The sequence below is a fragment of the Nocardiopsis coralliicola genome (assembly GCF_054779695.1).
On record NZ_BAAGXT010000032.1, the window covers coordinates 29,742 to 55,357 of the forward strand.

The following is a 25,616-nucleotide window of genomic DNA, read 5'->3' on the forward strand; positions in this document are numbered from 1 at the left end:
TGCAGTCAGGACAGAACAGACAGTGATTAGTTGGATGAATTAGCGTTTGAAGGGCCACTTTGCGTTGCCGAACAGGCCGGGAACCTACTAACTTGCGCAGTCGTCCGCCCTCGACAAACGAGAGAAAACCGAGGTGACCCGGCGTGGCCCTTCCTCCCCTCACACCCGAACAGCGCGCCGCCGCTCTGGAGAAGGCCGCTAAGGCCAGAAAGGAGCGCGCGGAGGTCAAGAACCGCCTGAAGCACGGCGGCGTCTCCCTGTCGGAGGTGCTCGCCGACGGCCAGTCGGACGGCGTCATCGGCAAGATGAAGGTCTCCGCCCTCCTGGAGTCCCTGCCCGGCGTCGGCAAGGTCCGCGCCAAGCAGATCATGGAGCGGCTGAACATCGCCGAGTCGCGGCGCGTCCGGGGCCTGGGCGCCAACCAGCGCGCCGCCCTGGAGCGGGAGTTCGGCGGCGCCGAGTAGCGCACGCCGAACGCGTGCCCGGCGCCTCCAGCGCACACGGGCAGCACATGCAGCGCGGCCGGGCCGCGGGCAGGCCGTCAGGCCCGCCCGCGGCCCGGTGGTATAAATGACCAGTCCAGCGCTGCACCGGCCGGCACGGCCCGCCGGACCCCCTGCGGCACGCACCGCGGCGCAGCGCACGACCGCCCCGCACGACCGCACCGAGAGTCTGAACCACGTGTCCACCGCCCCCGGAGCGCCCTCCGGCAGCCCGTCCGAACCGCGCCCGGCCCAGCAGCGGCTCACCGTCCTCTCCGGCCCCTCCGGCGTCGGCAAGAGCACCGTCGTCCGCGAGATCCGCGCGCGCAACCCCGAGGTGTGGCTCTCGGTCTCGGTGACCACCCGAGCACCGCGCCCCGGCGAGACCGACGGGATCGAGTACTTCTTCGTCGACGGCGCCGAGTTCGACCGGATGGCCGCCGACGGCCGCCTACTCGAATGGGCCGAGTTCGCCGGCAACCGCTACGGCACGCCCCGCGCCCCGGTCGAGGAGCGCCTCGCCGCCGGAGTGCCGGTCCTGCTGGAGATCGACCTCCAGGGCGCCCGGCAGGTCCGCGACAACGTGGGTGAGTCCTCCAGCGCCCTCTTCGTCTTCCTCGCCCCGCCCTCCTGGGAGGAGCTCGTCCGCCGGCTCACCGGGCGCGGCACCGAGCCCGAAGAGGTGATCCAGCGCCGCCTCGACGCCGCGCGCACCGAGCTCGCCGCGGAGAAGGAGTTCGACGCCACGCTCGTGAACACGTCCGTCGATCGGGTCCGCCGCGAACTGCTAGCGTTGGTCCTCGCGCCCCGGGTGTGACCGCCCGCGCGCCGCGGCAGATCCCCGCGGTCGACACGGCGGATATCCTTGACGCGGCGGGCGCCGGACCCCGTGCGGATGCTCCGCCCCGTCGCCAGGAGCGCACCGACAGCGCACACCCCACCGGCCCGCCGGTGGCACGGCGGCAGCCCCCGGGCTGCGGCCGGCAGCACATCCAGCCCGGCCCCGGCGCACCAGCGGGGGCCGCCGACCGTCCAGGGGGACGCACGTGGCAGGCACCGAGCCCGTTGCCGAAGGCATCACCAACCCGCCCATCGACGACCTCCTCGAGCTCGTCGACAGCAAGTACAGCCTGGTCACCATGTCCTCCAAGCGGGCGCGGCAGATCAACGCCTACTACGCCCAGCTCGGCGAGGGCCTGCTGGAGTACGTCGGCCCGCTGGTCGAGACCCAGGTGCAGGAGAAGGCGCTGTCCATCGCGCTGCGCGAGGTCAAGGCCGGCCTGCTGACCGCCGACACCACCCACGAGGCGAGCTGAGCCGCCCGTCCGGGGCGGCCGCTGCCGCTGCTGCGGTCCGCGGCTAGCATCCCATCGTGAACAGTCCAGCTGACAACGGCGGCCGCGCCCCCGAGATCGTCCTCGGGGTGGGCGCGGGCATCGCCGCATACAAGGCCTGCGAGCTCCTCCGGCGCTTCACCGAGTCCGGCCACGCCGTCCAGGTGGTGCCCACGGCCGACGCACTCCGCTTCGTCGGCGAGCCCACCTGGGCCGCGCTGTCCGGCCGGCCGGTGGCGACCGGCGTGTGGGACGCGGTGCAGGACGTGCCGCACGTCCGCATCGGCCAGCGCGCCGACCTGGTGGTGGTCGCACCGGCAACGGCCGACCTGCTCGCCCGCGCCGCGCACGGCCTCGCGGGCGACCTGCTCACCAACACGCTGCTCACCGCGCGATGTCCGGTGGTGTTCGCCCCGGCGATGCACACCGAGATGTGGGAGCACCCCGCCACGCAGGCCAACGCAGCGCTGCTGCGGGAGCGCGGCGCGATCGTCCTCGAGCCCGCTGAAGGGCGGCTCACCGGCGCCGACACCGGCAAGGGCCGGCTGCCCGACCCGGACGCGATCTTCGAGTCCGCCCGGGCCGTGCTGCGCCGCGGTGCGCTGCCGGCCGACCTGGCGGGCCGCCGGGTGGTCGTCAGCGCCGGCGGCACCCGCGAAGCCATCGACCCGGTGCGCTACCTCGGCAACCGCTCCTCGGGGCGGCAGGGCTACGCGCTGGCCGCCGCAGCGGTCGCCCGCGGCGCCGAGGTCACCCTGGTCGCCGCCAACTCCGCGCTGACCCCGCCGGCCGGCGCCGCAGTGGTCCCCGTCACCTCCGCCCGTGAGATGCGCGAAGCCGTACTTGCGGCGCGCACCGGTGCTGACGCGGTCATCATGGCTGCGGCGGTGGCCGACTTCCGGCCGGCCGAGGAGGCGCCGAGCAAGATCAAGAAGGGCAGCAGTGCCGCCGCCGGCGGCGGACCGGCCGGCACGCAGCCTGCCCCGATCGAACTGGTGGAGAACCCCGACATCCTCGCCGAGGCCGCTGCGGAGCGCGGCGCCCCCGGCCAGGTCGTCGTCGGGTTCGCCGCCGAGACCGACGACGCTCTCGCCAACGGCCGGGCCAAGCTCGCCAAGAAGGGCTGCGACCTGCTGGTCGTCAACGAGGTCGGGCGCGGCCGCGCGTTCGGCACCGAGGACAACCAGGCCGTGGTGCTGGGCGCCGACGGCTCCGCGGAGACGATCCCCTACGGGCCCAAGGGCGCGCTCGCGGACCGCGTCTGGGACCTCGTCGCGGAGCGGCTGCCGCAGCGCTGAGGAGAAGCTCCCGGCGCGCCCGCCGGCGGTGCCGCGCTCCGCGGCGGGCGGCCGGGGCGCCCGCCCTCCGTGCGGCCGCGGAGTAGTCGGAGATGTTGCGTGCTCGGCGACCCTGTTCCGCTGTACGCTACGGAAAGCCCAGCGCACGGGCATGATCAGCGCACCTCCCGAACTTTCCGGGTGACGTGCGTCACAGTCCGCCGGTGCGCGCCTGAAGTGGACTTCCGCGGACCAGCGGCGCTGTGCGGCCGCCGCCGACCGCGCCGCGGAGGTGCTCCGATGGCGGGGCAGGCCGGGCGCGCCCGGCACCGCACCACTACAGTGGACTTCGCAACCAACCCCGCGGGTCGGTCGGCGCCGTGGACGTCCCCACCTCCCGGCCTCCCTCCCGATCTGCAGAGACAACTGTCAGCCAGCAGCCGCTGCAAGGAGTCACTCAACGTGTCACGTCGCCTTTTCACCTCCGAGTCGGTCACCGAGGGCCACCCCGACAAGATGGCCGACCAGATCAGTGACGCGATCCTCGACGCGATGCTCAAGGACGACCCGTCCAGCCGGGTCGCCGTGGAGACCCTGATCACCACTGGCCAGGTGCACATCGCCGGTGAGGTCACCACTCAGACCTACGTGGACATCCCCGCCATCGTCCGCCAGAAGATCCTCGAGATCGGCTACGACTCCTCCGCGAAGGGCTTCGACGGGGACTCCTGCGGAGTCTCGGTCTCGATCGACCAGCAGTCGCCCGACATCGCGCAGGGCGTCGACACCGCCTACGAGGCCCGGGTCGAGTCGGAGCAGGACTCGCTCGACAAGCAGGGCGCGGGCGACCAGGGCCTCATGTTCGGCTACGCGAACCGCGAGACGCCCGAGCTCATGCCGCTGCCCATCAAGCTGGCGCACGCGCTGTCCCAGCGCCTGTCCGCCGTGCGGCACGACGGCACCGTGCCCTACCTGCGCCCCGACGGCAAGACCCAGGTCACGGTCGAGTACGACGGCAACACCCCGGTCCGCCTGGACACCGTGGTCGTCTCCAGCCAGCACGCGCCCGACATCGACCTCGACGAGCTCCTCTCGCCGGACATCAAGGAGCACGTGATCGCGCCCATCGTGGCCGACTACGGGCTCGAGTCTGACAACTACCGCCTCCTGGTGAACCCCACCGGCCGCTTCGAGATCGGCGGCCCGATGGGCGACGCCGGCCTCACCGGCCGCAAGATCATCGTGGACACCTACGGCGGCTACGCCCGCCACGGCGGCGGCGCCTTCTCCGGCAAGGACCCGTCCAAGGTCGACCGCTCGGCCGCCTACGCCACCCGCTGGGTCGCCAAGAACATCGTCGCCGCCGGCCTCGCCGACCGCGCCGAGGTCCAGGTCGCCTACGCCATCGGCAAGGCGCACCCGGTCGGCGTGTTCATCGAGACCTTCGGCACCGAGCAGGTGGCCCCGGACGTCATCGAGAAGGCCGTCACCGAGGTCTTCGACCTCCGCCCGGCCGCCATCGTGCGCGACCTCGACCTGCTCCGCCCGATCTACTCGGGCACCGCGGCCTACGGCCACTTCGGCCGCGAGGTTCCGGAGTTCACCTGGGAGTCCACCGAGCGCGCCGCCGCGCTGAAGGCCGCCGTCGGCGCCTGATCCGCGATGCCGCGCCCGCGGCCCTGCAGCCCCGGGGAACCCGGCGCGCTGCGGCGCCGCGGCAGGGCTGCAGCAGCACCGCGCCGCCGGCGCGCACCGCGAAGTGCGGGTGCGCGCCGGCGGCGCTGCCGTGTCCCCGGGGACCGCGGCCGCGCGCGGTCCCGCGGAAGGGCCCGCGGAGCGCTGTTCAGCGCTGGGGCAGGCGTGCCAGCACTGCCTTCTGCAGCGCCTCCAGCGGACCCTGGGCGAAGCGGCGCGTCCACAGTGCGGCCGCCACCAGGAGCGCAGCGCTGATCCCTGCCCACAGCCCGAGCACCCACCACGCGCCCGCGCCCTGCATCCGCTCGGCCAGGCCCAGCCCGATGCCGTAGCAGAGCAGCATCGCGAGCACGTTCTGCAGGATGTATCCGGTCATCGCCGTGCGGCCCAGCGCCGCCACCGCGCCCGAGAGCGCGCCCGGGAGCCCGCGCTGCTCCCGCAGCAGGAACCGCTCGGCGAGCAGCCCGACGGCGCCGGCCAGCCCCAGCGCCACCAGCGGTGCGGCGAGGTAGCGCTCGGCCAGGAACAGGTCGGGCCCGCCGGCCGCCGCGGCGAGCTTCAGCGGCAGTCCCGCGCCGAGGCCCCAGCACGCCAGCCGCACGCGCAGGCGGTGCCCCGCGTCGTCGAGCAGGGTGAACGCACCGGAGCGGAGCAGCGCCGCGCCCGCGAGGAACAGCACCAGCAGCAGGCCGAGGGTGAGCACCGGTTCGAGGCGCAGCACGGCGATGTGCTGCAGCCGGAACAGGATCTGGTCGGCGTAGGAGCCGTGCGCGTACAGCGCCACCAGCTCCCCGTCCGGTCCGCCGTCGCCGCCCGCCCCCGCCGCGGTGAGCCACAGGAGCCCGGCGGTCAACGCGCCCATCAGCAGCACGTGCACCGTTCCCGCGGTCCAGGCCACGGTGCGCCGCACCCGGTCGGCCCGGGTGAGCAGCCACGCCGTGGCCAGGGCGGTGACGGCGTAGCCCATCAGGACGTCCCAGGAGAAGACCAGCGTGAAGTGCACCAGGCCCTCGGTGAACAGGAACAGGGCCCGCCACTTGTAGGGGCCCGGCCAACGCAGGCCGCGGCGCTGCGCCGAGCGGTACTGCACCGCCAGCCCGGCGCCGAACAGCAGCGTGAGCAGCGCGAGCGAGGTGCCGTTGGCGGCGAACCGGAAGAGCACCGCGGCCGCCTCGCCCGGATCCGGCACGCCGCCGGTGATGAGCGCACCCAGACCGCCCGCGGAGACCTCCGTGCCGAGGACGCCGGCTTCGGCGCCGGGCGCGGTGAAGATCCACACGTTTGTGGCGAACGTGCCGAGGATCGCCAGCCCGCGCAGCAGGTCCAGCAGCGGCAGCCGCCGGCTCGCGGCCGGGAAAGGGGCAGGTGCAGCCGCTGGGGAAGGAGCGCTGCCGCGCGCCCCGGCGCGGTCCGCAGCGGTGCCCGGTGCGCGGCATGCGGTGTGCGGCGCAGCGCCCTGCGCCGTGCGCGGGCCGCATTCGGCAGCGGTGTGGTCCATCGTCCCCGTTCCCCGTGTCGCGCCTCCGGGCAGCGCCGCCCCTGGCGGCCGCGGCCCGTTCCGTCGCTGCGAGCATCCCGGAACGGGCGCGTGTGCGCCTCCTGCACGGTGCCCAGCAGCCGGTAGCCCCTTCGGATGACGCCGGGCGCCGGGGCGCCGGTGCGGTCCTGGGCCAGGGCGGGGCTGGGCCGGCGAGAACGGGGGCGCCGCAGAAGCGGCGGACGCCCGGGCAGGGGCCCGGGCGTCCGCCGCTCAGCTGCGCGCGCGCCGCCCGCTCAGAGCCGCACGGTCGTGCTGCGGACGATCTGGAAGACCGGGTGGGCGGACGCCTCGTCGGCGAAGCACTCCTCGGGGTCGTCGGCGGACACCGAGAAGTACGGCGCCACCAGCGGAGACCACGGCCGCGACAGGTACTGCTTGAGAACCGGGGCGGCCTGCGCGGCGCCGGCCTCGACAACGCTGACGAGCTCGATCCACCCGCCGCGGCGCAGCGTGGCGTAGCCGTCCTTGCGGATGTCGCGCACCCAGCCGACCTCGCCGTACGGCGCCACCAGGTAGCGGCCCCAGGCGTTCTCCTCGAGGATGACCGGGGTCGGGCGGAGGAACCCGGAGTTGCGCCCGCGCGTGGTCAGCACCCAGACGTCGGACGGGACGCACCCGTACTTCGCCAGCCGCTCCACGATCGCGTCAGCGGTCCGCCGGACCTTACCGGCCCGGAACCGCTTGGTGTCGTTCCCCATCGACATCTCCCTCACTCGGTTCACCCCCCATTGTGCTGGTTGCGGCAGCCAGGGGCGACGTCCGGCCTCAGCGGAACGCAGAGACGCCGGTCACCGCCTGGCCGATGCTGAGCGCGTGCACCTCCTCGGTGCCCTCATAGGTGGCCACCGTCTCCAGGTTCACCATGTGCCGGATGACCGGGTACTCCAGCGTGATGCCGTTGGCGCCGTGGATGCCGCGGGCGGTGCGGGCCACCCGCTGCGCCGCGGCGACGTTGGCGAACTTGCCGAAGCTGACGTGGTTGTGGTGCGCCGCGCCCTCGTCCTTGAGCCGTCCGATCTGCAGCGCGGTCAGGCCGGACTGGTTGACGTCGACCACCATGTCGGCCAGCTTGCGCTGGGTGAGCTGGAACCCGGCGATGGGGCGGCCGAACTGCTCGCGGGTGCCCGCGTAGTCGAGCGCGGAGGCATAGCAGGCGCGTGCCGCGCCGGCGGCGCCCCACACGATGCCGTAGCGCGCCTCGTTCAGGCAGGAGAGCGGCGCGCCGAGGCCGCGGGAGCCGGGCAGCACGGCGCTGCCGGGCAGCCGGACGCCCTCCAGCACCAGCTCGGAGGTGATCGAGGCGCGCAGCGACAGCTTGTGGTGGACGGTGTTGGCGGTGAACCCGGGCGTGCCGGCGGGCACCACGAAGCCGCGGATGCCGTCGTCGGTGGCGGCCCACACCACGGCGACGTCGGCCACCGAGCCGTTGGTGATCCACATCTTCGTGCCGTCGAGGATCCAGTCGTCGCCGTCGCGGCGGGCGCGGGTGCGCATCGAGCCGGGGTCGCTGCCCGAGTCGGGCTCGGTCAGCCCGAAGCAGCCGATGGCGTCGCCGGCCGCCATCCGCGGCAGCCACTCCTGCTTCTGCTCCTCGGAGCCGAACTTGTGGATCGCCGTCATCGCCAGCGAGCCCTGCACCGAGACGAAGCTGCGCAGCCCCGAATCGACGGCCTCCAGCTCGCGGCAGGCCAGCCCGTAGGAGACGGCGCTGGCGCCGGCGCAACCGTAGCCGTGCAGGTGCATGCCGAAGACGCCGAGGCCGCCGAAGCGCTTGGCGAGGCCGCGCGGGTCGGGGATGGTGCCCTCCTCGAACCAGTCGGCGACGTTGGGCAGCAGCTCGTCGGTAGCGAAGGCGCGCACCGCGTCGCGGATGTCGCGCTCCTCGGCGCTGAGCGTGCGGTCGACGGCGAGGAAGTCGTGAGCGTCGGGAGCGGCGGCCTTGCGCTGTTCGGACATTGCGGGGGTTCCTTCCGGTGGAGTGCCGCGCGGGCGCGGCGGTCGGTGGCGGACGGCGCGGAGTGCGCTGGTCGGCGTTCCGGCTGTGGTTGCGGTGAATCGGCGGTATCGGCGGTGGTGCGGTGGGCGGCCCGGTCAGGAGCCGGGCGCCGCCTCGCCGGACGCGGCGGAGACGGCGCCGCGGCGGAGCATCCCGTCGATCGCGGCCGGATCGAGGCCGAGCTCGGCGAGCAGTTCGGCGGAGTGCTGGCCGAGCAGCGGCGGCGGCAGCGGCGGTCCGGCGGCCGGCGCCTCGTGCAGCCGGAACCCGGCGCGCACCGTCTCCAGCGGCCCGGCGGTCGGGTGGTCGACGGACAGCGTCGCATCGTCGCCGGCGGCATCAGCGGCGCGCAGCGCACCGAGGACGCCGCGCACCTGGCCCACCGGGACGCCGGCCTCCAAGAGCCGCGCGCGCCAGTGCGCGGCCGGGCGGGCGGCCAGCTCCGCGGTCAGCTCCGGGATCAGCGCGTCCCGGTTGCCGACCCGGTCGGGGTTGGTGGCGAACCGCGGGTCGGCGGCGAGATCGGGGCGGTCCAGCACGGTGCACAGCGCGCGGAACAGGGTGTCGTTGCCCGCGGCGATCACCAGGTCGGCGTCGGCCGTCGGGAACACCTGGTACGGCACCACGGTGGCGTGCGCGTTGCCCATCCGCGGCGGCTCCTCGCCGGTGACCAGCGCCTGCTGGGCCAGGTTGACCAGGCCGGAGAGCGCGGAGTTCACCAGCGACACCTCGACGTGCTCGCCCTGGCCGGTGGTGCGGGCGCGCAGCAGCGCGCCGAGGATCGCGACCGCGGCGTTGAGGCCGGTCAGCACGTCTGTGATCGCCACACCGACCTTGGACGCGGGGCCCTCGGCCTCCCCGGTGATGCCCATCAACCCGCTCTCGGCCTGCACGATCACGTCGAACCCGGGCCGGCCGGCCGGCACGTGGCCGGGGCCGAAACCGCTGATCGAGCAGTAGACGGCGGCCGGGTTGAGTGCGCGCACCGCGTCGTAGCCCAGTCCGAGCCGGTCGGCGACTCCCGGGCGGAAGTTCTGGATCACCACGTCGGAGCCGGCGCACAGGGCGCGCACGGCCTCCAGCGCCTCGGGGTCCTTGATGTCGGCGGCCAGGCTCCGCTTGCCCCGGTTGACGGCCAGGTAGTAGGCGGCCTCGCCGCCGGCGTAGGGCGGCCCCCAGGCGCGGGTGTCGTCGCCGCGGCCGGGCTGCTCGACCTTGACGACCTCCGCGCCCAGGTCGGCCAGCAGCATCGTCGCGTAGGGCCCGGCGAGGACGCGGGAGAGGTCGGCCACGCGCACCCCCGCGAGGGGCGGTGCTGCGGGCGGTGCGTCCTGCGGCGGATGTTCGGTGTCGGACACGGTGCTTGGTCTTCCTCTCGTCCCGGTGCGTGGCTGCAGCGCCGCGGGCGGCGCTGCAGCCGGTTCAGGGCGGTGCGGGCGGCGGTGCGGCCGTCGCCGGCGGCCGCACCGCGGGCCGGAGGGCCCGGCGGCGCTTCAGCTCCCGCTCTCGGACCCCTCGCGCAGCTGGTGGAACGTTTCCACGCAGCGGCGGAGTGCGGTGGTGAGCGCCGCGCCGGACTGGCCGGCGTAGCGGGTGCGCACGCGCTCGGCGATCTCGGCCAGGTCCTCGGTCACGGACAGCCCCTCGACCAGGGCGCGGAAGAACTCCTGGGCGAGGCCGGTGATGAGCGTCGTGTCGGCGGCCACGATGCGGCCGTCCGACAGCCGTACGGCGAGGACGACGCCGAGGCGCTCGTACTGGGAGTGGCTGGCGACGGCATCGGGCAGCCGGGCGTAGCCGGAGACGAGCACGGTACCGGGGTCGGCCAGCTGGGCGCGCAGCGCGGCGCGCGGGTCGTCGTGCGAAGACACGGTCGGGGCCCTTTCCGTTTTCAGGCAGCGTTGAACTCCGTGGGACTGGAGTCTCGCGCCTGGCAGGGCGGCCCGGGGCGATCGGGGCGCCCTCAGCGGGAGGGCAGTGCCCCCAGTATCCACGCGGGCGGGCCGGCGCGCCACTGCGGGGGGAGGGTCCGCTCGGCCGGCGCGCTCCGCGGCGGCAGCTCCACAGGGCCGGGGGCGCGCCTCGGAAGAGGGACCGCCGGCGCCAAGAATGCGACACGAAGTCCTTAATGCATCATGGGTGCATTCTGAGAACAAAACGGACTGCATTTGACGAGGAGGCGGCGGGCCCGCGGTGCGGCCGGGTTTCGGGTTCGGTTGCCGTGAAAGGGTCCGGTGCGTCCGGGTGGTCGGTATCTCCGCTGATCGCAGACCTCGTGTCCGGCATCCGGTCGGGGCGTGCGGCCGGAATTCCGGTCCGCGGAATTCCGGGTCGGGGCAAATGCGGCAGTTTGGTCCGTCATTCGCAGTGAAATCGGGGAGAGGCGAATGGCGTGGATCACACGAGGTAACATCGGGGTGCAACGGATTCGGGGAGTGCGATCATGATGGATGAGTGGCGGGCACCGCGCCGCGCGCACGCCCGCCTGCATGCCGCCCCGCCTCCGGGCCGCCCAGAGGCGCCGTCCCCGCCCGGTACGGCCGCCCCGGCCGGCTCCGCCGGAGGGGAGAATCCGGCCAGCACCGTCCGGCCGCTGCCGCGGCCCCGCAGCGGCGGCCCGCCCTCCGCGCCCCGCGACCCCGCCGGCACTCTGCGCACCCGGTTCGCGGCCCGCGCCGTCCGCTACCTCGCCGCCGACGCCGGCGTCCGCCAGTTCGTCGACCTCGGCTCCGGCCTGCCGGTCTGCGACGCGGTGCTCGACACGGCCCGCCGGCACCCGGACCTGAACGCCGTGTACGCCGACCCTTCGTGCGGCCCGGCGCTGTCCGGCGGCGCGGCGCGGATCGTGCCGGTCGGCTCCGCGGACGCCGCCGGAGCGCTGGCCCAGCTCGGTGCCAGCGGAGCACTCGACTGCGACGCTCCCGCGGCCTTCCTCCTCGCCGACACCGCGCCCCTGGTCCGCGCCGACCTGCCCGCCCTCCTCAGGGCCCTGTTCGCCGCGCTCGCCCCCGGCAGCCACGTCGCGCTGATCGCCCCGTCTGCCGCGCCTCCCGCGGCCGCGCCGTTCACGCCCCTCGACCCGGTCGCCGACATCGCCTGGTGGCCCTACCCCGATGACGCCGTCGCCCCAGACACCCGCCCCAGCGGCCTCACCGGCTTCCTCGCCCGCCGCGACGGCGCGCCGTGGGGTTTGTGAGGCCGCACCTCGGGGATGCGTCCTGTCCCGTCGGCGGAATGACCGCTGACCGCGGCGGCCAGCACCCATCCGCTCTGCGGGAAGTCCGCGGGCCGGCGTCCTGAGGCCGGCGCCGCCCCTGCGGAGCCGTCGCCCCGGCGCCCGTCCCAGCGGTCTCACCGGCCTACCGGTCTCCGCGCCACCGCGGCGGTCCGCCGTCCGGTCTCCGCAGGCCGCGCCTGCCCAGGCGGCGCGATCTGCTCCTGGTGGCGCGGGATTGCGCGCGGCCGCGGCCGTCCCGCCGATACCGGCCGGGCGCGACCGGTGTCCGAGACAGCCGGGGGCGAGCGCCCGGCCGCGGCCCGGTACCCGGGGCGCGGTCTCGGCCGATGCCCCACCAGACCGATGCGGATCCTCTGCCCGCGGGCGGTGGTACGGCAGCGGGCCGTGCGGTGCGCCCCCGGGCGGCAGCGGAACCGGGCCGTCCGCGGGCGCCGAGAGGGCTTGGGGGCGGCGGGGAGGCGGCAGGCCGTTCCGCGGCGCCTGCACGCGTCCGGCGGGGGCGCTTGAGTGGTTCGCCGGACCTTGCGCGGGCCGCGTACCCGCCGGCCCTCCGCTGCGGGGGCGGCGAGTGCTCGACGCTGTCCAGCCGGCGAGCGGCCCCCCCCCGTGTGCGGGAGCGCCCGGTCAGATCAGGTGCAGCGGGTCCACGCGGACCTGGGCGAGGTGGTCTTCGCTGCGGGCGCTGCGGGCCGAAGCCGCGGTCTTGAGGGCGGCGGTCAGGGACGGGGCGTCGGAGTGCGGGACGCGGATGAGGGCCCGCTCGGCCGGCGGCGCGTCTCCGCGCGGGCCGCGGCCGGGGTCGGCCGGGACCGGGCCGAGCAGCTCTGCCGACTGCGGCAGGTCCAGCCCGCCGAGCAGTTCGCGGACCTTCTCCGGCGCGCCGGTCACCGACGCCATCGTCACGGCCGGCGGGAACCCGAGCTCGACCCGCTGCTCCAGCTCCCGGCCGGAGAAGCCCACCGGATCCCAGCGCACCGCCGCCTGCACCGGCGGCTCCTGCGCGTCGGCCATGACCACCACCCGGCCGCCCTCACCGGCCGGCCGCACCAGCGCCGCCGCCGACAGCCACCGCCGCAGCGCCTCCTCCGAGGCCCGCAGGTCGGCGCGGGTCAGCAGCGCCCACCCGTCGAGCAGCAGCGCCGCCGCGTACCCGCCGGGTGCGGCCGGTTCGGCCCCCGGCGTCGCGACCACCAGCGCCGGCCGGTCCGCAACCGTGTCCAGCACCTCGTCACGGCCCGACGTCCGGACGGGGACCTGTGGAAACGCGCGGCCCAACTCCTCCGCGGTGCGCCGGTCGCCCACCACCACGGCGCGCACCCGCTGCGACCCGCAGTCCGGGCACGCCCACGCGCCGCCCAGCCGCCCGCACCACCGGCAGTACGGCGCCGCGTGCGCGCTGCGCAGCTCCAGCGGACCCTGGCAGGCGTCGCAGCGCGCCGGCGCGCGGCACCCGCTGCACGCCAGCGACGCGAGGTAGCCGCGGCGCGGCACCTGCACCAGCACCGGGCCGGCGGCGAGCGCATCGCGGGCCGACCCGGGTGCAAGGCCGGGCAGCCGGGCCGTGCGCGCCGCCTCGTCGCGGACCAGCTCCCGGTCGTCGCCGGCCGCTTCGATCCGCGGCGCCCGTGCGCGCACCGTGGTCCGGTCGGCGGTCAGCGCGCCGGCCCAGCCCGACGCGGCGAGCCGCGCCCCTTCGGCCGTCCGGGTGAACCCGCCGATCAGCGCTCCCGCGCCGGCGAGGTGGGCCCGCAGTGTCAGCACCGTGCGCGCGTTCGGGTAGGGCGCGTGCGGGTCGGTGTGCACGTCGTCTCCGTCGTCCCAGAGCACCACGAGCCCGACGTCGCGCACCGGTGCGAACATCGCGGCGCGGGTCCCCACCACCACCGGCGCCGTACCGCGCAGCGCGGCGAGCCAGCGCCGGTACCGCTCGGCCGGACCCAGCTCGGCGGTGAGCGCCACGTGCCCGAGCGGCACCGGCAGGGCGGAGAGAGCAGCGTCGACGGTCTGCACGTCGCGCGCGTCGGGCATCACGACGACGGTGCCGCGGCCGCTCGCCGCGGCCGCCGCCGCGGCGGTCGCGATCGCCGCGGCCCAGTCCGGGCCGGGCAGCGCCGTCCACACCGCGCGCGGGGCGCCGCCGCCGGCGAGCGCTTCCAGGAACGACGGGCCGTCGGGGTAGGCGCTCCACGGCCCGGACGCGGGTGGGGCGGGGGTGTCCGGCGCGGCGCCGGCTTCGCCCTCACCGGCCGAAGCGCCGTCCGCGGCTGCCCGGTCGGCACCGCGGTCCTGGGCCGCGGTGCCGGGGCCGTCTGCGGGGGCGCCTGCTGGACCGCCGGCGGGCGCTGCGGCGCCGGACGCGGGATCCTGCTCGGCGCCGGAACCGCCTTCGCCGGTAGTGCTGCCGCTCTCCGCCGCCTCTGCCGGGCCCTCGGCCGCCGCCTCCGGCGCCGCCTTCACCAGGTGCTCGCGCTCCACGCGCCCGTGCCGCGGCGGGACGGCCAGCCGCAGCACGTCGCTCAGTGTTCCGGCGTAGCGGTCGGCGACGGCGCGGGCCAGCGCGCGGACCTCCGGCGTCAGCACCGGCTCCGGGGAGACGACGCGGTCCAGGTAGGAGAGGCGCCCGCCGAATTCGGAGGCGGACACCCGCTCGATCAGGAAGCCGGAGAGCTTGCGGCCGTGGAACGGCACGCGTACGCGGCAGCCGGGGACCGCGTCGGCGTCCTGCTCGGCTGAGACGCGGTAGTCGAACAGCCGGTCCAGGTGGGGGAGCGGGGTGTCGACGGCGACCCGCGCCACCGGCAGCCGCTCGGCGGGCTGCCGCTTCGGCGCCGGCCGGGCAGCGCCGCTGCCCCTGCCGCTGCCCTTGCCTCCGGCGCTGTCGCCGCCGGCGCTGCCGGGCCCGCCGCTGCCGCCACCGGAACGCGGCATGTCGAAGAGCGCCCCCTCGCTGGGGCCGGGCTGCGGAGTCACCCGCCCAGGTGTACCAGAGCGGGCCGACCTTCCCGCCGAGCTCCGGTGTGCGCCGCGCGCGGCCTGCGCGGCTGGTAGACAAGGATCCGCAGACCGATCCGCGGGCAGCGCCCTGCCCGGCGCGCGGACGGACATCAGGGCTGGCACGACGGGGGTGGCGATGAGACTGGTCTTCGCGGGGACGCCGGAGGTGGCGCTGCCGTCGCTGGCTGCGCTGCTCGGTTCCGCCCACGAGGTCGCCGCCGTGGTGACCCGGCCCGACGCGGCAGCCGGGCGCGGCCGCCGCGCGGTGCAGAGCCCGGTCGCGCAGGCCGCGGAGGAGGCCGGGGTGGAGGTGCTCAAGCCCGCCAAGGCCGCCGATCCGGAGTTCCTCGACCGGCTGCGCGCGATCGCGCCGGACGCCTGCCCGGTCGTCGCCTACGGCGCACTGCTGCGCCGGGAGGCACTGGACATTCCGCGGTACGGGTGGGTCAACCTGCACTTCTCGCTGCTGCCGGCCTGGCGCGGCGCCGCGCCGGTCCAGCACGCGGTGCTGCACGGGGACGAGCTGACCGGAGCCTCGACCTTCGCCATCGAGGAGGGCCTCGACTCGGGGCCCGTGTACGGCACGCTGACCGAGGCCATCCAGCCCGGCGACACCAGCGGTGCGCTGCTGGAGCGGCTCGCGCACTCGGGAGCCGAGCTGCTGCTGCGCACGCTGGACGGGATCGAGAGCGGGCAGCTGCAGCCGCAGCCGCAGCCCGCCGACGGCGTCTCGACCGCGCCGAAGCTCACCCCCGCCGACGCCGAGGTCGACTTCACCGCCCCCGCGATGCGGGTGGACCGGCTGATCCGGGCCTGCACGCCCGCGCCGGGCGCCTGGACCACCTTCCGCGGCGCCCGCGTCAAGCTCGGCCCGGTCGTACCGGAGACCGACCTGATCGGCGAGCGCTCGCTGCCGGCCGGCTCCGTCGTCGTCGAGAAGCACCGCGTGCTGGCCGGCACGGCCACCCACCCGGTCCGCCTCTCCACCGTCCAGCCCCCGGGCAAGCGCATGATGCCCGCCGTCGACTGGGCCCGCGGCGTCCGCCCCGGCCCCGACGAGGTCTTCGGCGCCGAGGCCTGATCCGGCGCCCCGGTGCCGGCGCGGCTGCCGCAGTACTGCGCCAGGGCCGCGGCGGGCCGATAGCCGCCGGCGAGCAGCAGGGGCGGCGGGGGCGGCGGCCCCGGGGCCCCGCCCCGCCCGCGCTGCGCTGACATGGGCGGAAGCGTCGGTACCATCGGGGGTGCGCTGTCCCGGTGGCGGCGCCAATCCGACACCTGTGACCCCTGCGCGAGGCGATGCCGACGTGACCGAACGCTCCCGTTCCCCGTACCGCTCCGGACGGCGGCAGGCTCCGCCGCGCGGCGCGGGCGGCAAGGGCCCCGCGCCCGGGATCGCGGCCCGCCGCGTCGCCTACGACGTCCTGCTCGCCGTGCAGCAGCGCGATGCCTACGCCAACCTGCTGCTGCCCGCGAAGCTGAAGGACCGCCGGCTCGACGGCCGCGACGCCGCCTTCGCCACCGAGCTCACCTACGGCACGCTGCGCCGCCAGGGCACCTATGACGCGGTCCTGGACGCCTGCATCGACCGCGGCCTCGGCTCGGTCGACGCCGAAGTACTGCCGCTGCTCCGGCTCGGCGCCCACCAGCTGCTCTCCACCGCCGTCCCGCCGCACGCAGCGGTCAACGCGACCATCGACGTCGCCCGCCGCACCGTCGGCCACCACCGGTCCCGGTTCGCCAACGCCGTGCTGCGCAAGGCCGGCGCCCGGGATCTGGACGGCTGGCTGTCGGTCGTCGCGCCGGACCGCGGCACCGACCCGGTCGGGCACCTGGCCGCCGTGCACAGCCATCCGCGGTGGATCGTGGAGGCGTTCGCCCGGGCGCTCGGGGAAGACCCCGCTGGCACCGGCGGCCTCGCCGAGACCGAGCGGATGCTGGCCGCCGACAACGAGCGGCCCGCCGTCACGCTGCTCGCCAAGCCCGGCCGCGCCGCGGTCGCCGACCTGCTGGCCAGCGGCGCCGAGCCCGCCCGCTACTCGCCGCTGGCCGCGGTCCTGCCCGCGGGCGACCCGGCCGGGCTGCGCGAGGTGCGGCAGCGCCGCGCCGCGGTGCAGGACGAGGCGAGCCAGCTGGTGGCGCTGGCGCTCACCCGCGCTGCCGTGGACGGCTCCGACGCGCGCTGGCTCGACTCCTGCGCCGGCCCCGGCGGCAAGTCGGCCCTGCTCGCCGGGGTGGCCGGGCAGCGCGACGCGCGGCTCCTCTCCGCAGAGCTGCAGCCGTCCCGCGCGGGGCTGGTGGCCGGTGCTGTCGAGCGCTCGGTCCGCGATGCGGGCCGCGTCGTCGTCGCCGACTCCACTACGCCGGCCTGGCGCGACGGCGCCTTCGACCGGGTCCTCGCCGATGTCCCGTGCACCGGTCTGGGCGCACTCCGCCGCAGGCCCGAGGCGCGGTGGCGGCGCACCCCGGAGACCGCCGGAGAACTGGCGCCGGTGCAGGTTGCGCTGCTGGAGCGGGCGCTGGACGCGGCGCGCCCGGGCGGCGTGGTCGCCTACGTCACCTGCTCGCCGCACCTGCCGGAAACCTCCGGCATCGTTGATGGGACCCTCGCCGGCCGCGCTGATGCCGAGCTCCTGCGCGCCGCCGACCACCTGCCCGAGGTCCCCGACGCGGCGGCCGGCAGCCACGGCCTCTTCGCCCAGTTCTGGCCGCACCGGCACGGCACCGACGCCATGTTCCTGGCGCTGATCCGCAAGACCTCCTGACACCCGCAGGACGCGCCCGGCCGCGGTCCCGCCCGCTTCCGCCCCGGCCGCGGCGGGCCTCCCGCGGCACGGCTCTGACCGGGTGCGGGGCGGCCCGGCAGGGGGCCGGCGGCCCTAGACTCGGCGGCGTGGCAATCCAGATCTCACCCAGCATCCTGTCCGCCGACTTCGCGCGCCTCGCCGAGGAGGCCGCCGCCGTGGAGAGCAGCGCCGACTGGCTCCATGTCGACGTCATGGACAACCACTTCGTCCCCAACCTGACCCTCGGCCTGCCCATCGTCGAGTCGCTGCGCAAAGCCGCCCGGCTGCCGCTGGACTGCCACCTCATGATCGAGGACCCCGACCGGTGGGCGCCCGCCTACGCCGAAGCCGGCGCCGGAAGCGTCACCGTGCACGCCGAAGCGGCCCGCGCCCCGGTGCGCACCCTGCGCGCCATCCGCGCCGCCGGCGCCCGCGCCTGCCTCGCCCTCAACCCCGCCACCCCCATCGAGCCCTACGCCGCCCTCATCGGCGAGGTCGACATGCTCCTGCTGATGACGGTGGAGCCCGGCTTCGGCGGGCAGCGCTTCATCGACCTGGTCCTGCCCAAGATCCGTGCGGCCCGCGCACTCGCCGACGGCCGCCCCGGCGCCGTCCGCGTCCAGGTCGACGGCGGCGTCGCCGCCGACACGATCGAGCGCGCCGCCGAAGCCGGCGCCGACGTCTTCGTCGCCGGCTCCGCCGTCTACGGCGCCGACGACCCGGCAGCCGCCGTCGGCGCCCTCCGCGCCAAGGCCGCTACCGCCGCCGCCTCCGCCGGCTACCCCGCCTGACGCCTGCACCGGCCCGCACCCGCGCCGCTTCCAGGCCGGCGGCACGGCTGGTTCCCGCGGGCCGGTCCGGGAGAGGGCGTGTCGGGTGGGCAACTGTGCCGCCGCGCGACGAACGCCACCCGCCCGGCACGCCCTAGGATGGCGGCGCGGCCGCGTGCGGCCGCGGCCCGTCGGGGATGGGATCGGTGCAGCGGCACCGTGAAGGCGCGCTCCCGGCGGCGGCGCGCTGAGCGCTGCCGCAACCGTCGATCTGCCGGAGTGTGCGCATGGACGTTGTGTGGGGCGCCGAATCGAGCGCCGTCCGCTGGGTGCAGAGCTGGGGTGCGTGGCTGGAACCGCCCATGCACGCGGTTTCCGCGCTGGGGTCGCAGGCGTTCGCGATCGCGGTGCTGCCGCTGCTGTTCTGGAGCGTGCACCCCGCGCTCGGCGCCCGGCTCTGCCTGGTGGTCCTGGGCTCCGCCAGCCTCAACGGCGTGCTGAAGTCCGTGCTCGGAACGGCCCGTCCCTTCTGGTTCGACCCCGGGGTGCAGCCCCACGCGCACGAGGCCACCTTCGGCGCGCCGTCCGGCCACGCCCAGAACTCCGCCGCGGCCTGGGGCTATCTCGCCGCCCAGACCGCCGACCGCCGCTGGTGGGCCGGTGCGGCCGCGGTCGTCGCGCTGATCTGCCTGTCCCGCATCTACCTCGGCGTGCACTTCCCCTCCGACATCCTGATCGGACTCGCGGTCGGAGTCCTCCTGCTGTGGGCCGTGCTGCGCTGGGAGCGCCCGGTCCTCCGCTGGTGGCTGGCCCGCACCCTGCCCGCCCAGCTCGGCCTGTCCGCGCTGGCCGGTGCTGCTCCGGTGGCCGCCGTCGCCGCCCAGCAGGCGCTGTTCCGCGCCCCCTGGACTGCGCCCCGGGAATGGGCCGGAGCAGTCCCGCCCGACCTCCCCGGCGAGGCCGTCGCCTCGGCCGGCACCTCCAGCGCCGCACTGATCGGCGTCCTCGCCGGCCTGAGCCTGCTGCACCACCGCGGCTGGTACAGCGCCGACGGCTCGCTGATCACCCGGGCCGCGCGGTATGTCACCGGCGTCATCGGTGTGGTGCTGATCACTGCGGCGCTCCGCGTGGCGGTGCCGGACGGCGCCGGCGCGGCCGGCGATGCGCTCACCGCGGGCGCCGTCGCCGTGTGGGCGGCGCTCGGGGCTCCCGAGCTGTTCCTGCGGCTGGGCATGGCCGAGCGGCCCGGACCGGCCGCCGCTCCCGCTGGTGCGGCCGGACGCTCCCGCTGACCGGGCCCCGGCGGCGCGCGGGAATGCGCGGCCGTGGCAGACTGTTCGATCAGACGAACACACGAACGCGTGCTCCGGGGTCGGTGAAAATCCGAACCGGCGGTGATAGTCCGCGACCCGGCCGATGCCATCGGCCGGTTGATCCGGTGGAATTCCGGTACCGACGGTGAAAGTCCGGATGGGAGGCAGTACGCGTGGGACCGGTGCGCCGCTGTGCGGTTGACGGCGCAGCCCGGCCCTCAGTCGGCGGGGAGGAACACCCCGCCGGGCCAGGAACCCCGGAGCCTGATGCAGGTTAGGGGTTGGGCCGGATGTTCACCGGAATCGTGGAGGAGCTCGGCGAGGTCGCCGGGATCACTCCGACCACCGACGCCCGCGGCGGCCGCTCGGCACGGCTCCGCGTCCGCGGGCCGCGGGTCACCTCCGACGCGGCGCACGGCGACTCGATCGCGGTCGGCGGCGTCTGCCTCACCGTCACCGAACTCGCCGGCGGCGCCTTCACCGCCGACGTGATGCAGGAGTCCCTCGACCGCACCGCGCTCGGCGCGCTCCGCCCCGGATCCCCGGTCAACCTGGAGCGGTCCCTCACCGCCGCCGACCGGCTCGGCGGACACATCGTCCAGGGCCACGTCGACGGCACCGCGGTCCTCCTCGAGCGCCACCCGGCCGAGCGCTGGGAGACCCTCCGCTTCTCGCTGCCCGCGCCGCTCGCACCGCAGGTCGCCGAGAAGGGCTCGATCGCCGTCGACGGCGTCAGCCTCACCGTCGCCGCGGTCGGCAGCGACTCCTTCACCGTCTCCCTCATCCCGACCACGCTCGCCGCGACCACACTGGGCACCACCCCGGCCGGCGGCACCGTCAACATCGAGACCGACGTCATCGCCAAGTACCTCGCGCGGCTCGTCGCCACCGGGGCGGCCGGCGCGGTCCTGCCGGGCGCCGCCGGCGCCTCCGGCCCCGCTGCCGCCGAGGGGGACCGGTGACCGGCGGAGCCGCCTGGCTGGAGTGGGCCTACGCCGGATTCACCCTGTTCGGCGAGCACATCCGATGGGCCGACCTGATCGGCAACCTCGCCTCCCTCGCCACCGTCGCGCTGGCCGTGCGCCGGTCCATCTGGACCTGGCCGGTGCAGCTGACCGGGGCCCTGCTGCTGTTCGCCGTCTCCCTGGACGCCCACCTCACCGGAAACGCGCTCAAGCAGGTCATCGTCATCGCACTGGTGGTCTACGGCTGGACCCGGTGGGCGCGGATGCGCCGGCCCGACGGCCAGCTCGACGTCCGCCCGGCCACCGGCCGGGAGCGCGCCGGCCTGCTCGCCCTGCTGGCCGGCGGCACCGTGGCCGCCGCGCTGGTCTTCGAGGCGACCGGCATCTCCTGGGCACCGTGGCCGGACGCGTTCATCTTCGTCGGCAGCGCCGTCGCCACCTTCGGCCAGAGCCGCGCCCTGGTCGACTTCTGGTTCGTGTGGATCCTCGTCGACCTGGTCGGCGTCCCGCTCGCGGTGATGAGCGGCCTCTGGGTCAGCGCCGTCGTCTACAGCGTGTTCTTCGTCTTCGCCGTGCTCGGAATCCGCGACTGGCTGCGCCAGTACCGGTCCCGCACCGCTCCGGCGGACGCCGCACCGCCGGACCGGCCGGCCCGCCGAACAGCACCCGCTGCCGAGGCGCTGCGATGACCGCGCCCGCCGCCGCAGCAACCACCGCCGCAGCACCGAACACAGCACCGGCCGCAGCGCCGGGCCCGGGAGGGACTATGACCGCGACCGCCGAGACCTCCGCCGCACCGGTACGGCTGGACTCCATCGAGGACGCCGTCGCCGACATCGCCGCCGGCCGGCCCGTCGTCGTCGCCGACGACGCCGACCGGGAGAACGAGGGCGACCTGGTGTTCGCCGCCGAGAAGGCGACGCCCGAGCTCATGGCGTTCCTCGTGCGGCACAGCTCCGGACTGGTCTGCGTTCCGATGACCGGCGCCGAGTGCGACCGGCTCGACCTGCCCGCGATGGTGCGTACCAACCAGGACGGCCTGCGCACCGCCTACACCGTCACCGTCGACGCCCGCACCGGTGTCACCACCGGCATCTCCGCCGCCGACCGGGCCCGCACCGCCGCGCTGCTGGCGGCCGGCCCCGGCGGCGTCGCGGCCGGGGACCTCGTCCGCCCCGGCCACCTGCTGCCGCTGCGCGCCCGCGACGGCGGGGTGCTGGTGCGCCGCGGCCACACCGAGGCCGCCGTCGACCTCGCCCGGCTCGCCGGGCTCCAGCCGGCCGGCGTCATCGCCGAGGTCGTCGACGACGACGGCTCCATGGCGCGGCTGCCGCGGCTGCGCTCCTTCGCCGACGAGCACGGCCTGCGCCTGGTCACCATCGAGCAGCTCACCGAACTGCTCGAGCGCCGCGGTGCCGCCGCGGCGGCACCGGACGCCGCGCCGGTGCGCCGCATCGTGGAGACCCGGCTGCCCACCCGGCACGGCGACTGGCGCGCCATCGGCTACGCCGACGACTCCGGCGCCGAGCACCTGGCGCTCACCCTGGGTGAGCTGCCCGGCGCCCCGGCCCCGGTCCGGGTCCACTCCGAATGCCTCACCGGCGACGCGTTCGGGTCGCAGCGCTGCGACTGCGGCGACCAGTTGGACAGCGCCATGGCCGCGATCGCCGCCGAGGGCCGCGGTGCCGTCGTCTACCTGCGCGGCCACGAGGGGCGCGGTATCGGCCTGCTGGACAAGCTGCGCGCCTACCGGCTGCAGGACGGCGGTGCCGACACCGTCGACGCCAACCTCGAACTGGGCCTGCCCGCGGACGCGCGCGACTTCTCCGCCGCCGCACGCATCCTCGGCGACCTCGGCGTCTCCGCGGTGCGGCTGCTCAGCAACAACCCGGGCAAGGAGGAGGCGCTGCGCGCCGGGGGAGTGGAGGTCGCCGAGCGCGTGCCGATGCCGGCCGCCGTCACCCCCGACAACCTGCGCTACCTGCGCACCAAGCGCGACCGGATGGGCCACGACCTGCCCGGCGTCGCCGCCGACTAGCCGGCCCCGGCCCCGGGCCGGGCGCACCACCCCACACCGCGCCGGGCGGCGCCCGCCGCCGGAAGGAGACCGAGACTGATGAGCGTGACCGGACGGCCCGACGCCGCCGTATCCAGCGCCCCCGGCCTGCGCGTCGGCATCGCCGCCGCGCGCTGGAACGCCGACGTGGTGGAGCCGATGCTGCACCGCGCCCGCGCCGCCGTCGAGAAGGCCGGCGCGGCCGAACCGACCGTGGTGCGCGTCGCCGGCTGCGTGGAACTGCCCGTCATCGCCCAGGAGCTCGCCCGCACCCACGACGCGGTCGTCGCCCTCGGCGCTGTCGTGCGTGGCGGCACCCCGCACTTCGACTATGTCTGCCTGGCGGTCACCCAGGGACTGACCGAGGCCGCGCTGCGCACCGAGACCCCGGTGGCGAGCGGCGTTCTGACCTGTGATAACCAGGAGCAGGCGCTGGCTCGCGCGGGCCTGGAGGACAGCATCGAGGACAAGGGCTGGGAGTCCGCGGCAGCGGCGATCGAGTCCGCGCTGGCCCTGCGCAGCCTGCGCACCTGAAGCCTGGCCGCCCGGCCGCGGAAGCGGCGCGGCCCCTGCACCCCGATCAACGACGAGACGAGGCGCACGACGATGCCGAGCAGCAGTGGAGGGGCCGCCGTGGAGGCAGCCGGGAACGCGACCCCCGACGGGGCGGAGACGGTGGTGTTCCGCCCGCGCAACGTCCGCATCGTCGCCTACGGGATGGGCGCGATCATGATCGCCACGATGACGGTGCTCGCCATCGTGCTCCCGGACGACTGGGCGCTCAGCGACCGGGCCGGCCTGGTCCTGATGGGCGCGGTGTTCGCCGCCGCGCTGCACCTGCTCGGCCGGCCCCGGGTGGTCGCCGCACCCGACGGGGTCACGGTCGTGAACGGGATCCGCACGCACGTACTGGTCTGGCCGGAGATCGTCGCCGTCACCCTGCAGGACGGCGAGCCGTGGCCGTCGCTGGACCTCGCCGACGGCGCGACCCTGCCGATGATGGGCATCCAGAGCGCCGACGGGGCCCGCGCCACCGCCGACCTCGCGGCCTTCACCGAGCTTCTCCGCGCCCGCGGCGAGGGCGAAGAGCCGACCCGCTAGACCGCGCTGACCGGGGCCGCCGCGCACTGTGCGCGGCGGCCCCTGCTGTTCTCCGCGCGGCCCGCGCCGGTGCGGAGCGCCGGGACGGCCGCTGCCGCGGGGGCGAAGGCGCCGGGCGGCAGCGAGCGCCGTGCTCCGGGGGCAGCCGCGGAGCGCGCGCCCCTTTCCGGCCGCCGAGCCTGCCGGGGACGGCGGCGCAGCGGGGGAGGGAGCCGAGCGCGCAGGATCGCGGACCGTGCCGCAGGGCCGGTGAACTGGTCCGGTGCCGATCCCGGTGCCGCTGGGAGCGGCGGTACCGGCGGGAGCGCCGAACCGTTGGGGGAACGGGTGCATCACACAGGCATGGAGACCGCGACACCGAAGAACCGCGCCCGGAAGGACAGCAGCCGAACGATTCCTGCCCCGCCGACCTCCGCACCGCACCGGCGCCCCCGCGCCGGCGGCGGCCGGGTCGCCCTCGCCGTGTGGATCCTCGTCGCCGCAGCGGCGGTGCTCGCCCTCGTCACCGTGTGACCGTCCGTCCGCGGGCCTGTGCGCCCTCGGACGGCGGCGCAGGCGGACGCGCCGGACTGTCGGCGGCTACGAGGAAGCGGCCCGCAGCGGGCCGGGGATTCGGAGGAACCGCATCTCCACCCCCGGGGCCCCGCCGCCTAGCCTGGGAGCAAGGGCCGCCGCCCACCGCGCAGCACGCCGGCGCGGGCCTGTCCGCGGCCGCCAGACGATGGAGCGGATGGGACCCGCAGGGTCGGGGGCGCTCCGCTCGGACGAGGAGGACTCCGTGCGCGACATTCGCAGCGCGGTCGCCCGGATGTACGGCACCGGTGCGACGTTCGCCCTGGCGACCGTCGTCGACACCGACAGCAGCGCGCCGCGCGGCCCGGGGGCCGCGATGGCCGTGGACGCCTCCGGCGAGGTGGCCGGCAGCATCTCCGGCGGGTGCGTCGAGGGCGCCGTCTACACCCTGGCCCAGGAGGTCATCACCTCCGGTGCGCCGGTGCGCGAAACCTACGGCGTGAGCGACGAAGAGGCGTTCGCGGTCGGCCTCACCTGCGGCGGCACGCTGCACGTGCTCGTCGAACCGGTCGACCCGGTGCGCTATCCGCAGCTGTCCGACGTGCTGGACGCCCTGGACGCGCACCGGCCCGTCGCGGTCGCCACCGTGGCCGGCGGCCCCGGAACGCTCGGCGCTCGCCGCGTGATCGGCCCCGGAACCGCCTCCGGCACTCTCGGCAGCGCCCGCCTCGACGCCGCCGCCGACGACGACGCGCGCGGCATGCTCGCCCAGGGGTCCACCGGGATCGTGCACTACGGCGCGGACGGGCAGCGGCGCGGCGATGCCCTGGAGGTGTTCGTGCAGTCCTTCGCCCCGCCGCCGCGGATGCTGGTCTACGGCGCGATCGACTTCGCCGCCGCGGTCGCCGACGTGGGAGCCTTCCTCGGCTACCGCGTCACGGTGTGCGACGCCCGGCCGGTGTTCGCGACCCGCGCCCGGTTCCCCCGCGCCGACGAGGTGGTGGCGGCCTGGCCGCACGTCCACCTCGCCGGGATCGCCGACCAGGTCGACGAGCGGACTGCCGTCTGCGTGCTCACCCACGACCCCAAGTTCGACGTGCCGCTGCTGGAGGAGGCGCTGGGCACCCGCGCCGGCTACATCGGCGCCATGGGCAGCCGGCGTACCCACACCGACCGCCTGGCGCGGCTGCGCGAGGCAGGTGTCGGAGAGGCGGAGCTGGCCCGGCTCCGTTCGCCGATCGGGCTCGACATCGGCGCCCGCACGCCGGAGGAGACCGCCGTCTCGATCGCTGCCGAGCTGATCAACTCCCGCTGGGGCGGCTCCGGCCGCCCGCTCACCCAGACCAGCGGGCGCATCCACACCGAGCCGCTCAGCACCGAGGCGCTCGTCCGGCCCCTGCCCGCCGACGCCTGACGGCCCAGTGTTCGCAACGCCGTGCAGGGGAAGCGGACCGGGCCGCGGCCATCGTGCCCGCCGAGCCCGCAAGGGGCGCGCGGGGCCAGTTTCGAAGGGGTGCGCGTGAGGGATCCGGCCGACCTGTTCTGTGGCCTGGTGCGGG

General features: G+C 75.9%; 23 protein-coding genes and 1 riboswitch. Of the genes, 17 read left to right on the forward strand and 6 right to left on the reverse strand.

Annotation, left to right across the window (positions count from 1 at the left end):
• The first annotated feature begins 143 nt into the window (after positions 1-143).
• The 5 genes from mihF to metK all read left to right on the forward strand — a co-directional run bounded on the left by mihF (position 144) and on the right by metK (position 4,749).
• Positions 144-464 (forward strand): integration host factor, actinobacterial type, encoded by a 321-nt coding sequence (mihF, locus tag ACYVGT_RS19875; RefSeq protein ID WP_460860632.1) that lies wholly within the window; start codon positions 144-146, stop codon positions 462-464.
• Between the two features lie 217 nt (positions 465-681).
• A complete protein-coding gene (gene gmk, locus ACYVGT_RS19880; protein ID WP_460860634.1) occupies positions 682-1,299 on the forward strand; it encodes a guanylate kinase in 618 nt (205 codons plus the stop codon).
• Between the two features lie 229 nt (positions 1,300-1,528).
• The gene (gene rpoZ, locus ACYVGT_RS19885; RefSeq protein WP_460860637.1) at positions 1,529-1,798 is read left to right on the forward strand and encodes a DNA-directed RNA polymerase subunit omega; all 270 of its coding nucleotides are present in this window, start codon (positions 1,529-1,531) and stop codon (positions 1,796-1,798) included.
• A 95-nt stretch (positions 1,799-1,893) separates the two neighbouring features.
• The gene (gene coaBC, locus ACYVGT_RS19890) at positions 1,894-3,114 is read left to right on the forward strand and encodes a bifunctional phosphopantothenoylcysteine decarboxylase/phosphopantothenate--cysteine ligase CoaBC (protein ID WP_460860710.1); all 1,221 of its coding nucleotides are present in this window, start codon (positions 1,894-1,896) and stop codon (positions 3,112-3,114) included.
• A gap of 441 nt (positions 3,115-3,555) precedes the next feature.
• A complete protein-coding gene (gene metK, locus ACYVGT_RS19895) occupies positions 3,556-4,749 on the forward strand; it encodes a methionine adenosyltransferase (RefSeq protein WP_460860639.1) in 1,194 nt (397 codons plus the stop codon).
• Positions 4,750-4,936: 187 nt separating this feature from the next.
• Here metK and ACYVGT_RS19900 read toward each other — a convergent pair whose 3' ends face one another.
• The 5 genes from ACYVGT_RS19900 to ACYVGT_RS19920 form a co-directional block, all read right to left on the reverse strand.
• The gene (locus ACYVGT_RS19900) at positions 4,937-6,286 is read right to left on the reverse strand and encodes a DUF418 domain-containing protein (protein WP_460860642.1); all 1,350 of its coding nucleotides are present in this window, start codon (positions 6,284-6,286) and stop codon (positions 4,937-4,939) included.
• A 275-nt stretch (positions 6,287-6,561) separates the two neighbouring features.
• Positions 6,562-7,026 carry a nitroreductase/quinone reductase family protein gene (locus ACYVGT_RS19905; RefSeq protein WP_460860644.1) on the reverse strand — a complete coding sequence of 155 codons (465 nt, stop codon included), beginning with the start codon at positions 7,024-7,026 and terminating at the stop codon, positions 6,562-6,564.
• A 67-nt stretch (positions 7,027-7,093) separates the two neighbouring features.
• Positions 7,094-8,284: an acyl-CoA dehydrogenase family protein gene (locus ACYVGT_RS19910; protein WP_460860646.1), complete on the reverse strand. Its 1,191-nt coding sequence runs from the start codon at positions 8,282-8,284 to the stop codon at positions 7,094-7,096.
• A gap of 135 nt (positions 8,285-8,419) precedes the next feature.
• Positions 8,420-9,682 (reverse strand): CaiB/BaiF CoA transferase family protein, encoded by a 1,263-nt coding sequence (locus ACYVGT_RS19915; protein WP_460860648.1) that lies wholly within the window; start codon positions 9,680-9,682, stop codon positions 8,420-8,422.
• A gap of 135 nt (positions 9,683-9,817) precedes the next feature.
• Entirely contained in the window at positions 9,818-10,195 is a 378-nt protein-coding gene (locus ACYVGT_RS19920) for a DUF3870 domain-containing protein (protein ID WP_460860650.1), read from the reverse strand.
• Between the two features lie 572 nt (positions 10,196-10,767).
• Here ACYVGT_RS19920 and ACYVGT_RS19925 point away from each other — a divergent pair.
• Positions 10,768-11,520, forward strand: coding sequence for an SAM-dependent methyltransferase (locus tag ACYVGT_RS19925; protein WP_460860653.1), 753 nt, complete (start codon positions 10,768-10,770; stop codon positions 11,518-11,520).
• A 666-nt stretch (positions 11,521-12,186) separates the two neighbouring features.
• Here the strand turns inward: ACYVGT_RS19925 and ACYVGT_RS19930 are convergent.
• Positions 12,187-14,532 (reverse strand): primosomal protein N', encoded by a 2,346-nt coding sequence (locus ACYVGT_RS19930; RefSeq protein ID WP_460860655.1) that lies wholly within the window; start codon positions 14,530-14,532, stop codon positions 12,187-12,189.
• Between the two features lie 160 nt (positions 14,533-14,692).
• Here ACYVGT_RS19930 and fmt point away from each other — a divergent pair, with 160 nt between their 5' ends.
• The 11 genes from fmt (at position 14,693) to ACYVGT_RS19985 (ending at position 25,471) form a co-directional block, all read left to right on the forward strand.
• Positions 14,693-15,637: a methionyl-tRNA formyltransferase gene (gene fmt, locus ACYVGT_RS19935; RefSeq protein WP_460860657.1), complete on the forward strand. Its 945-nt coding sequence runs from the start codon at positions 14,693-14,695 to the stop codon at positions 15,635-15,637.
• A 223-nt stretch (positions 15,638-15,860) separates the two neighbouring features.
• Positions 15,861-17,318: an RsmB/NOP family class I SAM-dependent RNA methyltransferase gene (locus ACYVGT_RS19940; protein ID WP_460860659.1), complete on the forward strand. Its 1,458-nt coding sequence runs from the start codon at positions 15,861-15,863 to the stop codon at positions 17,316-17,318.
• 128 nt (positions 17,319-17,446) lie between these two features.
• On the forward strand, positions 17,447-18,130 hold the full coding sequence (gene rpe, locus ACYVGT_RS19945) for a ribulose-phosphate 3-epimerase (protein WP_460860661.1): 684 nt from the start codon (positions 17,447-17,449) through the stop codon (positions 18,128-18,130).
• A 266-nt stretch (positions 18,131-18,396) separates the two neighbouring features.
• Positions 18,397-19,401 (forward strand): phosphatase PAP2 family protein, encoded by a 1,005-nt coding sequence (locus ACYVGT_RS19950; RefSeq protein ID WP_460860663.1) that lies wholly within the window; start codon positions 18,397-18,399, stop codon positions 19,399-19,401.
• A gap of 65 nt (positions 19,402-19,466) precedes the next feature.
• Positions 19,467-19,597, forward strand: a riboswitch (FMN riboswitch).
• A 115-nt stretch (positions 19,598-19,712) separates the two neighbouring features.
• On the forward strand, positions 19,713-20,384 hold the full coding sequence (locus tag ACYVGT_RS19955; RefSeq protein ID WP_460860665.1) for a riboflavin synthase: 672 nt from the start codon (positions 19,713-19,715) through the stop codon (positions 20,382-20,384).
• Entirely contained in the window at positions 20,381-21,076 is a 696-nt protein-coding gene (gene pnuC, locus ACYVGT_RS19960) for a nicotinamide riboside transporter PnuC (RefSeq protein WP_460860667.1), read from the forward strand. The genes ACYVGT_RS19955 and pnuC overlap by 4 nt, the downstream gene beginning before the upstream one ends.
• A gap of 77 nt (positions 21,077-21,153) precedes the next feature.
• Entirely contained in the window at positions 21,154-22,425 is a 1,272-nt protein-coding gene (locus ACYVGT_RS19965) for a bifunctional 3,4-dihydroxy-2-butanone-4-phosphate synthase/GTP cyclohydrolase II (RefSeq protein WP_460860670.1), read from the forward strand.
• A 78-nt stretch (positions 22,426-22,503) separates the two neighbouring features.
• Entirely contained in the window at positions 22,504-22,977 is a 474-nt protein-coding gene (gene ribH / locus ACYVGT_RS19970; RefSeq protein ID WP_460860673.1) for a 6,7-dimethyl-8-ribityllumazine synthase, read from the forward strand.
• Between the two features lie 183 nt (positions 22,978-23,160).
• Positions 23,161-23,544 carry a PH domain-containing protein gene (locus ACYVGT_RS19975; protein WP_460860712.1) on the forward strand — a complete coding sequence of 128 codons (384 nt, stop codon included), beginning with the start codon at positions 23,161-23,163 and terminating at the stop codon, positions 23,542-23,544.
• A 342-nt stretch (positions 23,545-23,886) separates the two neighbouring features.
• Positions 23,887-24,057: a hypothetical protein gene (locus ACYVGT_RS19980; protein WP_460860675.1), complete on the forward strand. Its 171-nt coding sequence runs from the start codon at positions 23,887-23,889 to the stop codon at positions 24,055-24,057.
• 265 nt (positions 24,058-24,322) lie between these two features.
• Positions 24,323-25,471 carry an XdhC family protein gene (locus tag ACYVGT_RS19985; protein ID WP_460860677.1) on the forward strand — a complete coding sequence of 383 codons (1,149 nt, stop codon included), beginning with the start codon at positions 24,323-24,325 and terminating at the stop codon, positions 25,469-25,471.
• The last annotated feature ends 145 nt before the right edge of the window (positions 25,472-25,616 follow it).

What these genes read in the sequence shown, in the direction of transcription:
- ACYVGT_RS19980 (WP_460860675.1), top strand. Translation starts at nt 23,887, where the DNA reads ATGGAGACCGCGACACCGAAGAACCGCGCCCGGAAGGACAGCAGCCGA.
- fmt (WP_460860657.1), top strand. Translation starts at nt 14,693, where the DNA reads ATGAGACTGGTCTTCGCGGGGACGCCGGAGGTGGCGCTGCCGTCGCTG.
- ACYVGT_RS19975 (WP_460860712.1), top strand. Translation starts at nt 23,161, where the DNA reads ATGGGCGCGATCATGATCGCCACGATGACGGTGCTCGCCATCGTGCTC.
- ACYVGT_RS19965 (WP_460860670.1), top strand. Translation starts at nt 21,154, where the DNA reads ATGACCGCGACCGCCGAGACCTCCGCCGCACCGGTACGGCTGGACTCC.
- ribH (WP_460860673.1), top strand. Translation starts at nt 22,504, where the DNA reads ATGAGCGTGACCGGACGGCCCGACGCCGCCGTATCCAGCGCCCCCGGC.
- ACYVGT_RS19925 (WP_460860653.1), top strand. Translation starts at nt 10,768, where the DNA reads ATGATGGATGAGTGGCGGGCACCGCGCCGCGCGCACGCCCGCCTGCAT.
- ACYVGT_RS19905 (WP_460860644.1), bottom strand. Translation starts at nt 7,026, where the DNA reads ATGGGGAACGACACCAAGCGGTTCCGGGCCGGTAAGGTCCGGCGGACC.
- ACYVGT_RS19950 (WP_460860663.1), top strand. Translation starts at nt 18,397, where the DNA reads ATGGACGTTGTGTGGGGCGCCGAATCGAGCGCCGTCCGCTGGGTGCAG.
- ACYVGT_RS19910 (WP_460860646.1), bottom strand. Translation starts at nt 8,284, where the DNA reads ATGTCCGAACAGCGCAAGGCCGCCGCTCCCGACGCTCACGACTTCCTC.
- ACYVGT_RS19900 (WP_460860642.1), bottom strand. Translation starts at nt 6,286, where the DNA reads ATGGACCACACCGCTGCCGAATGCGGCCCGCGCACGGCGCAGGGCGCT.
- ACYVGT_RS19955 (WP_460860665.1), top strand. Translation starts at nt 19,713, where the DNA reads ATGTTCACCGGAATCGTGGAGGAGCTCGGCGAGGTCGCCGGGATCACT.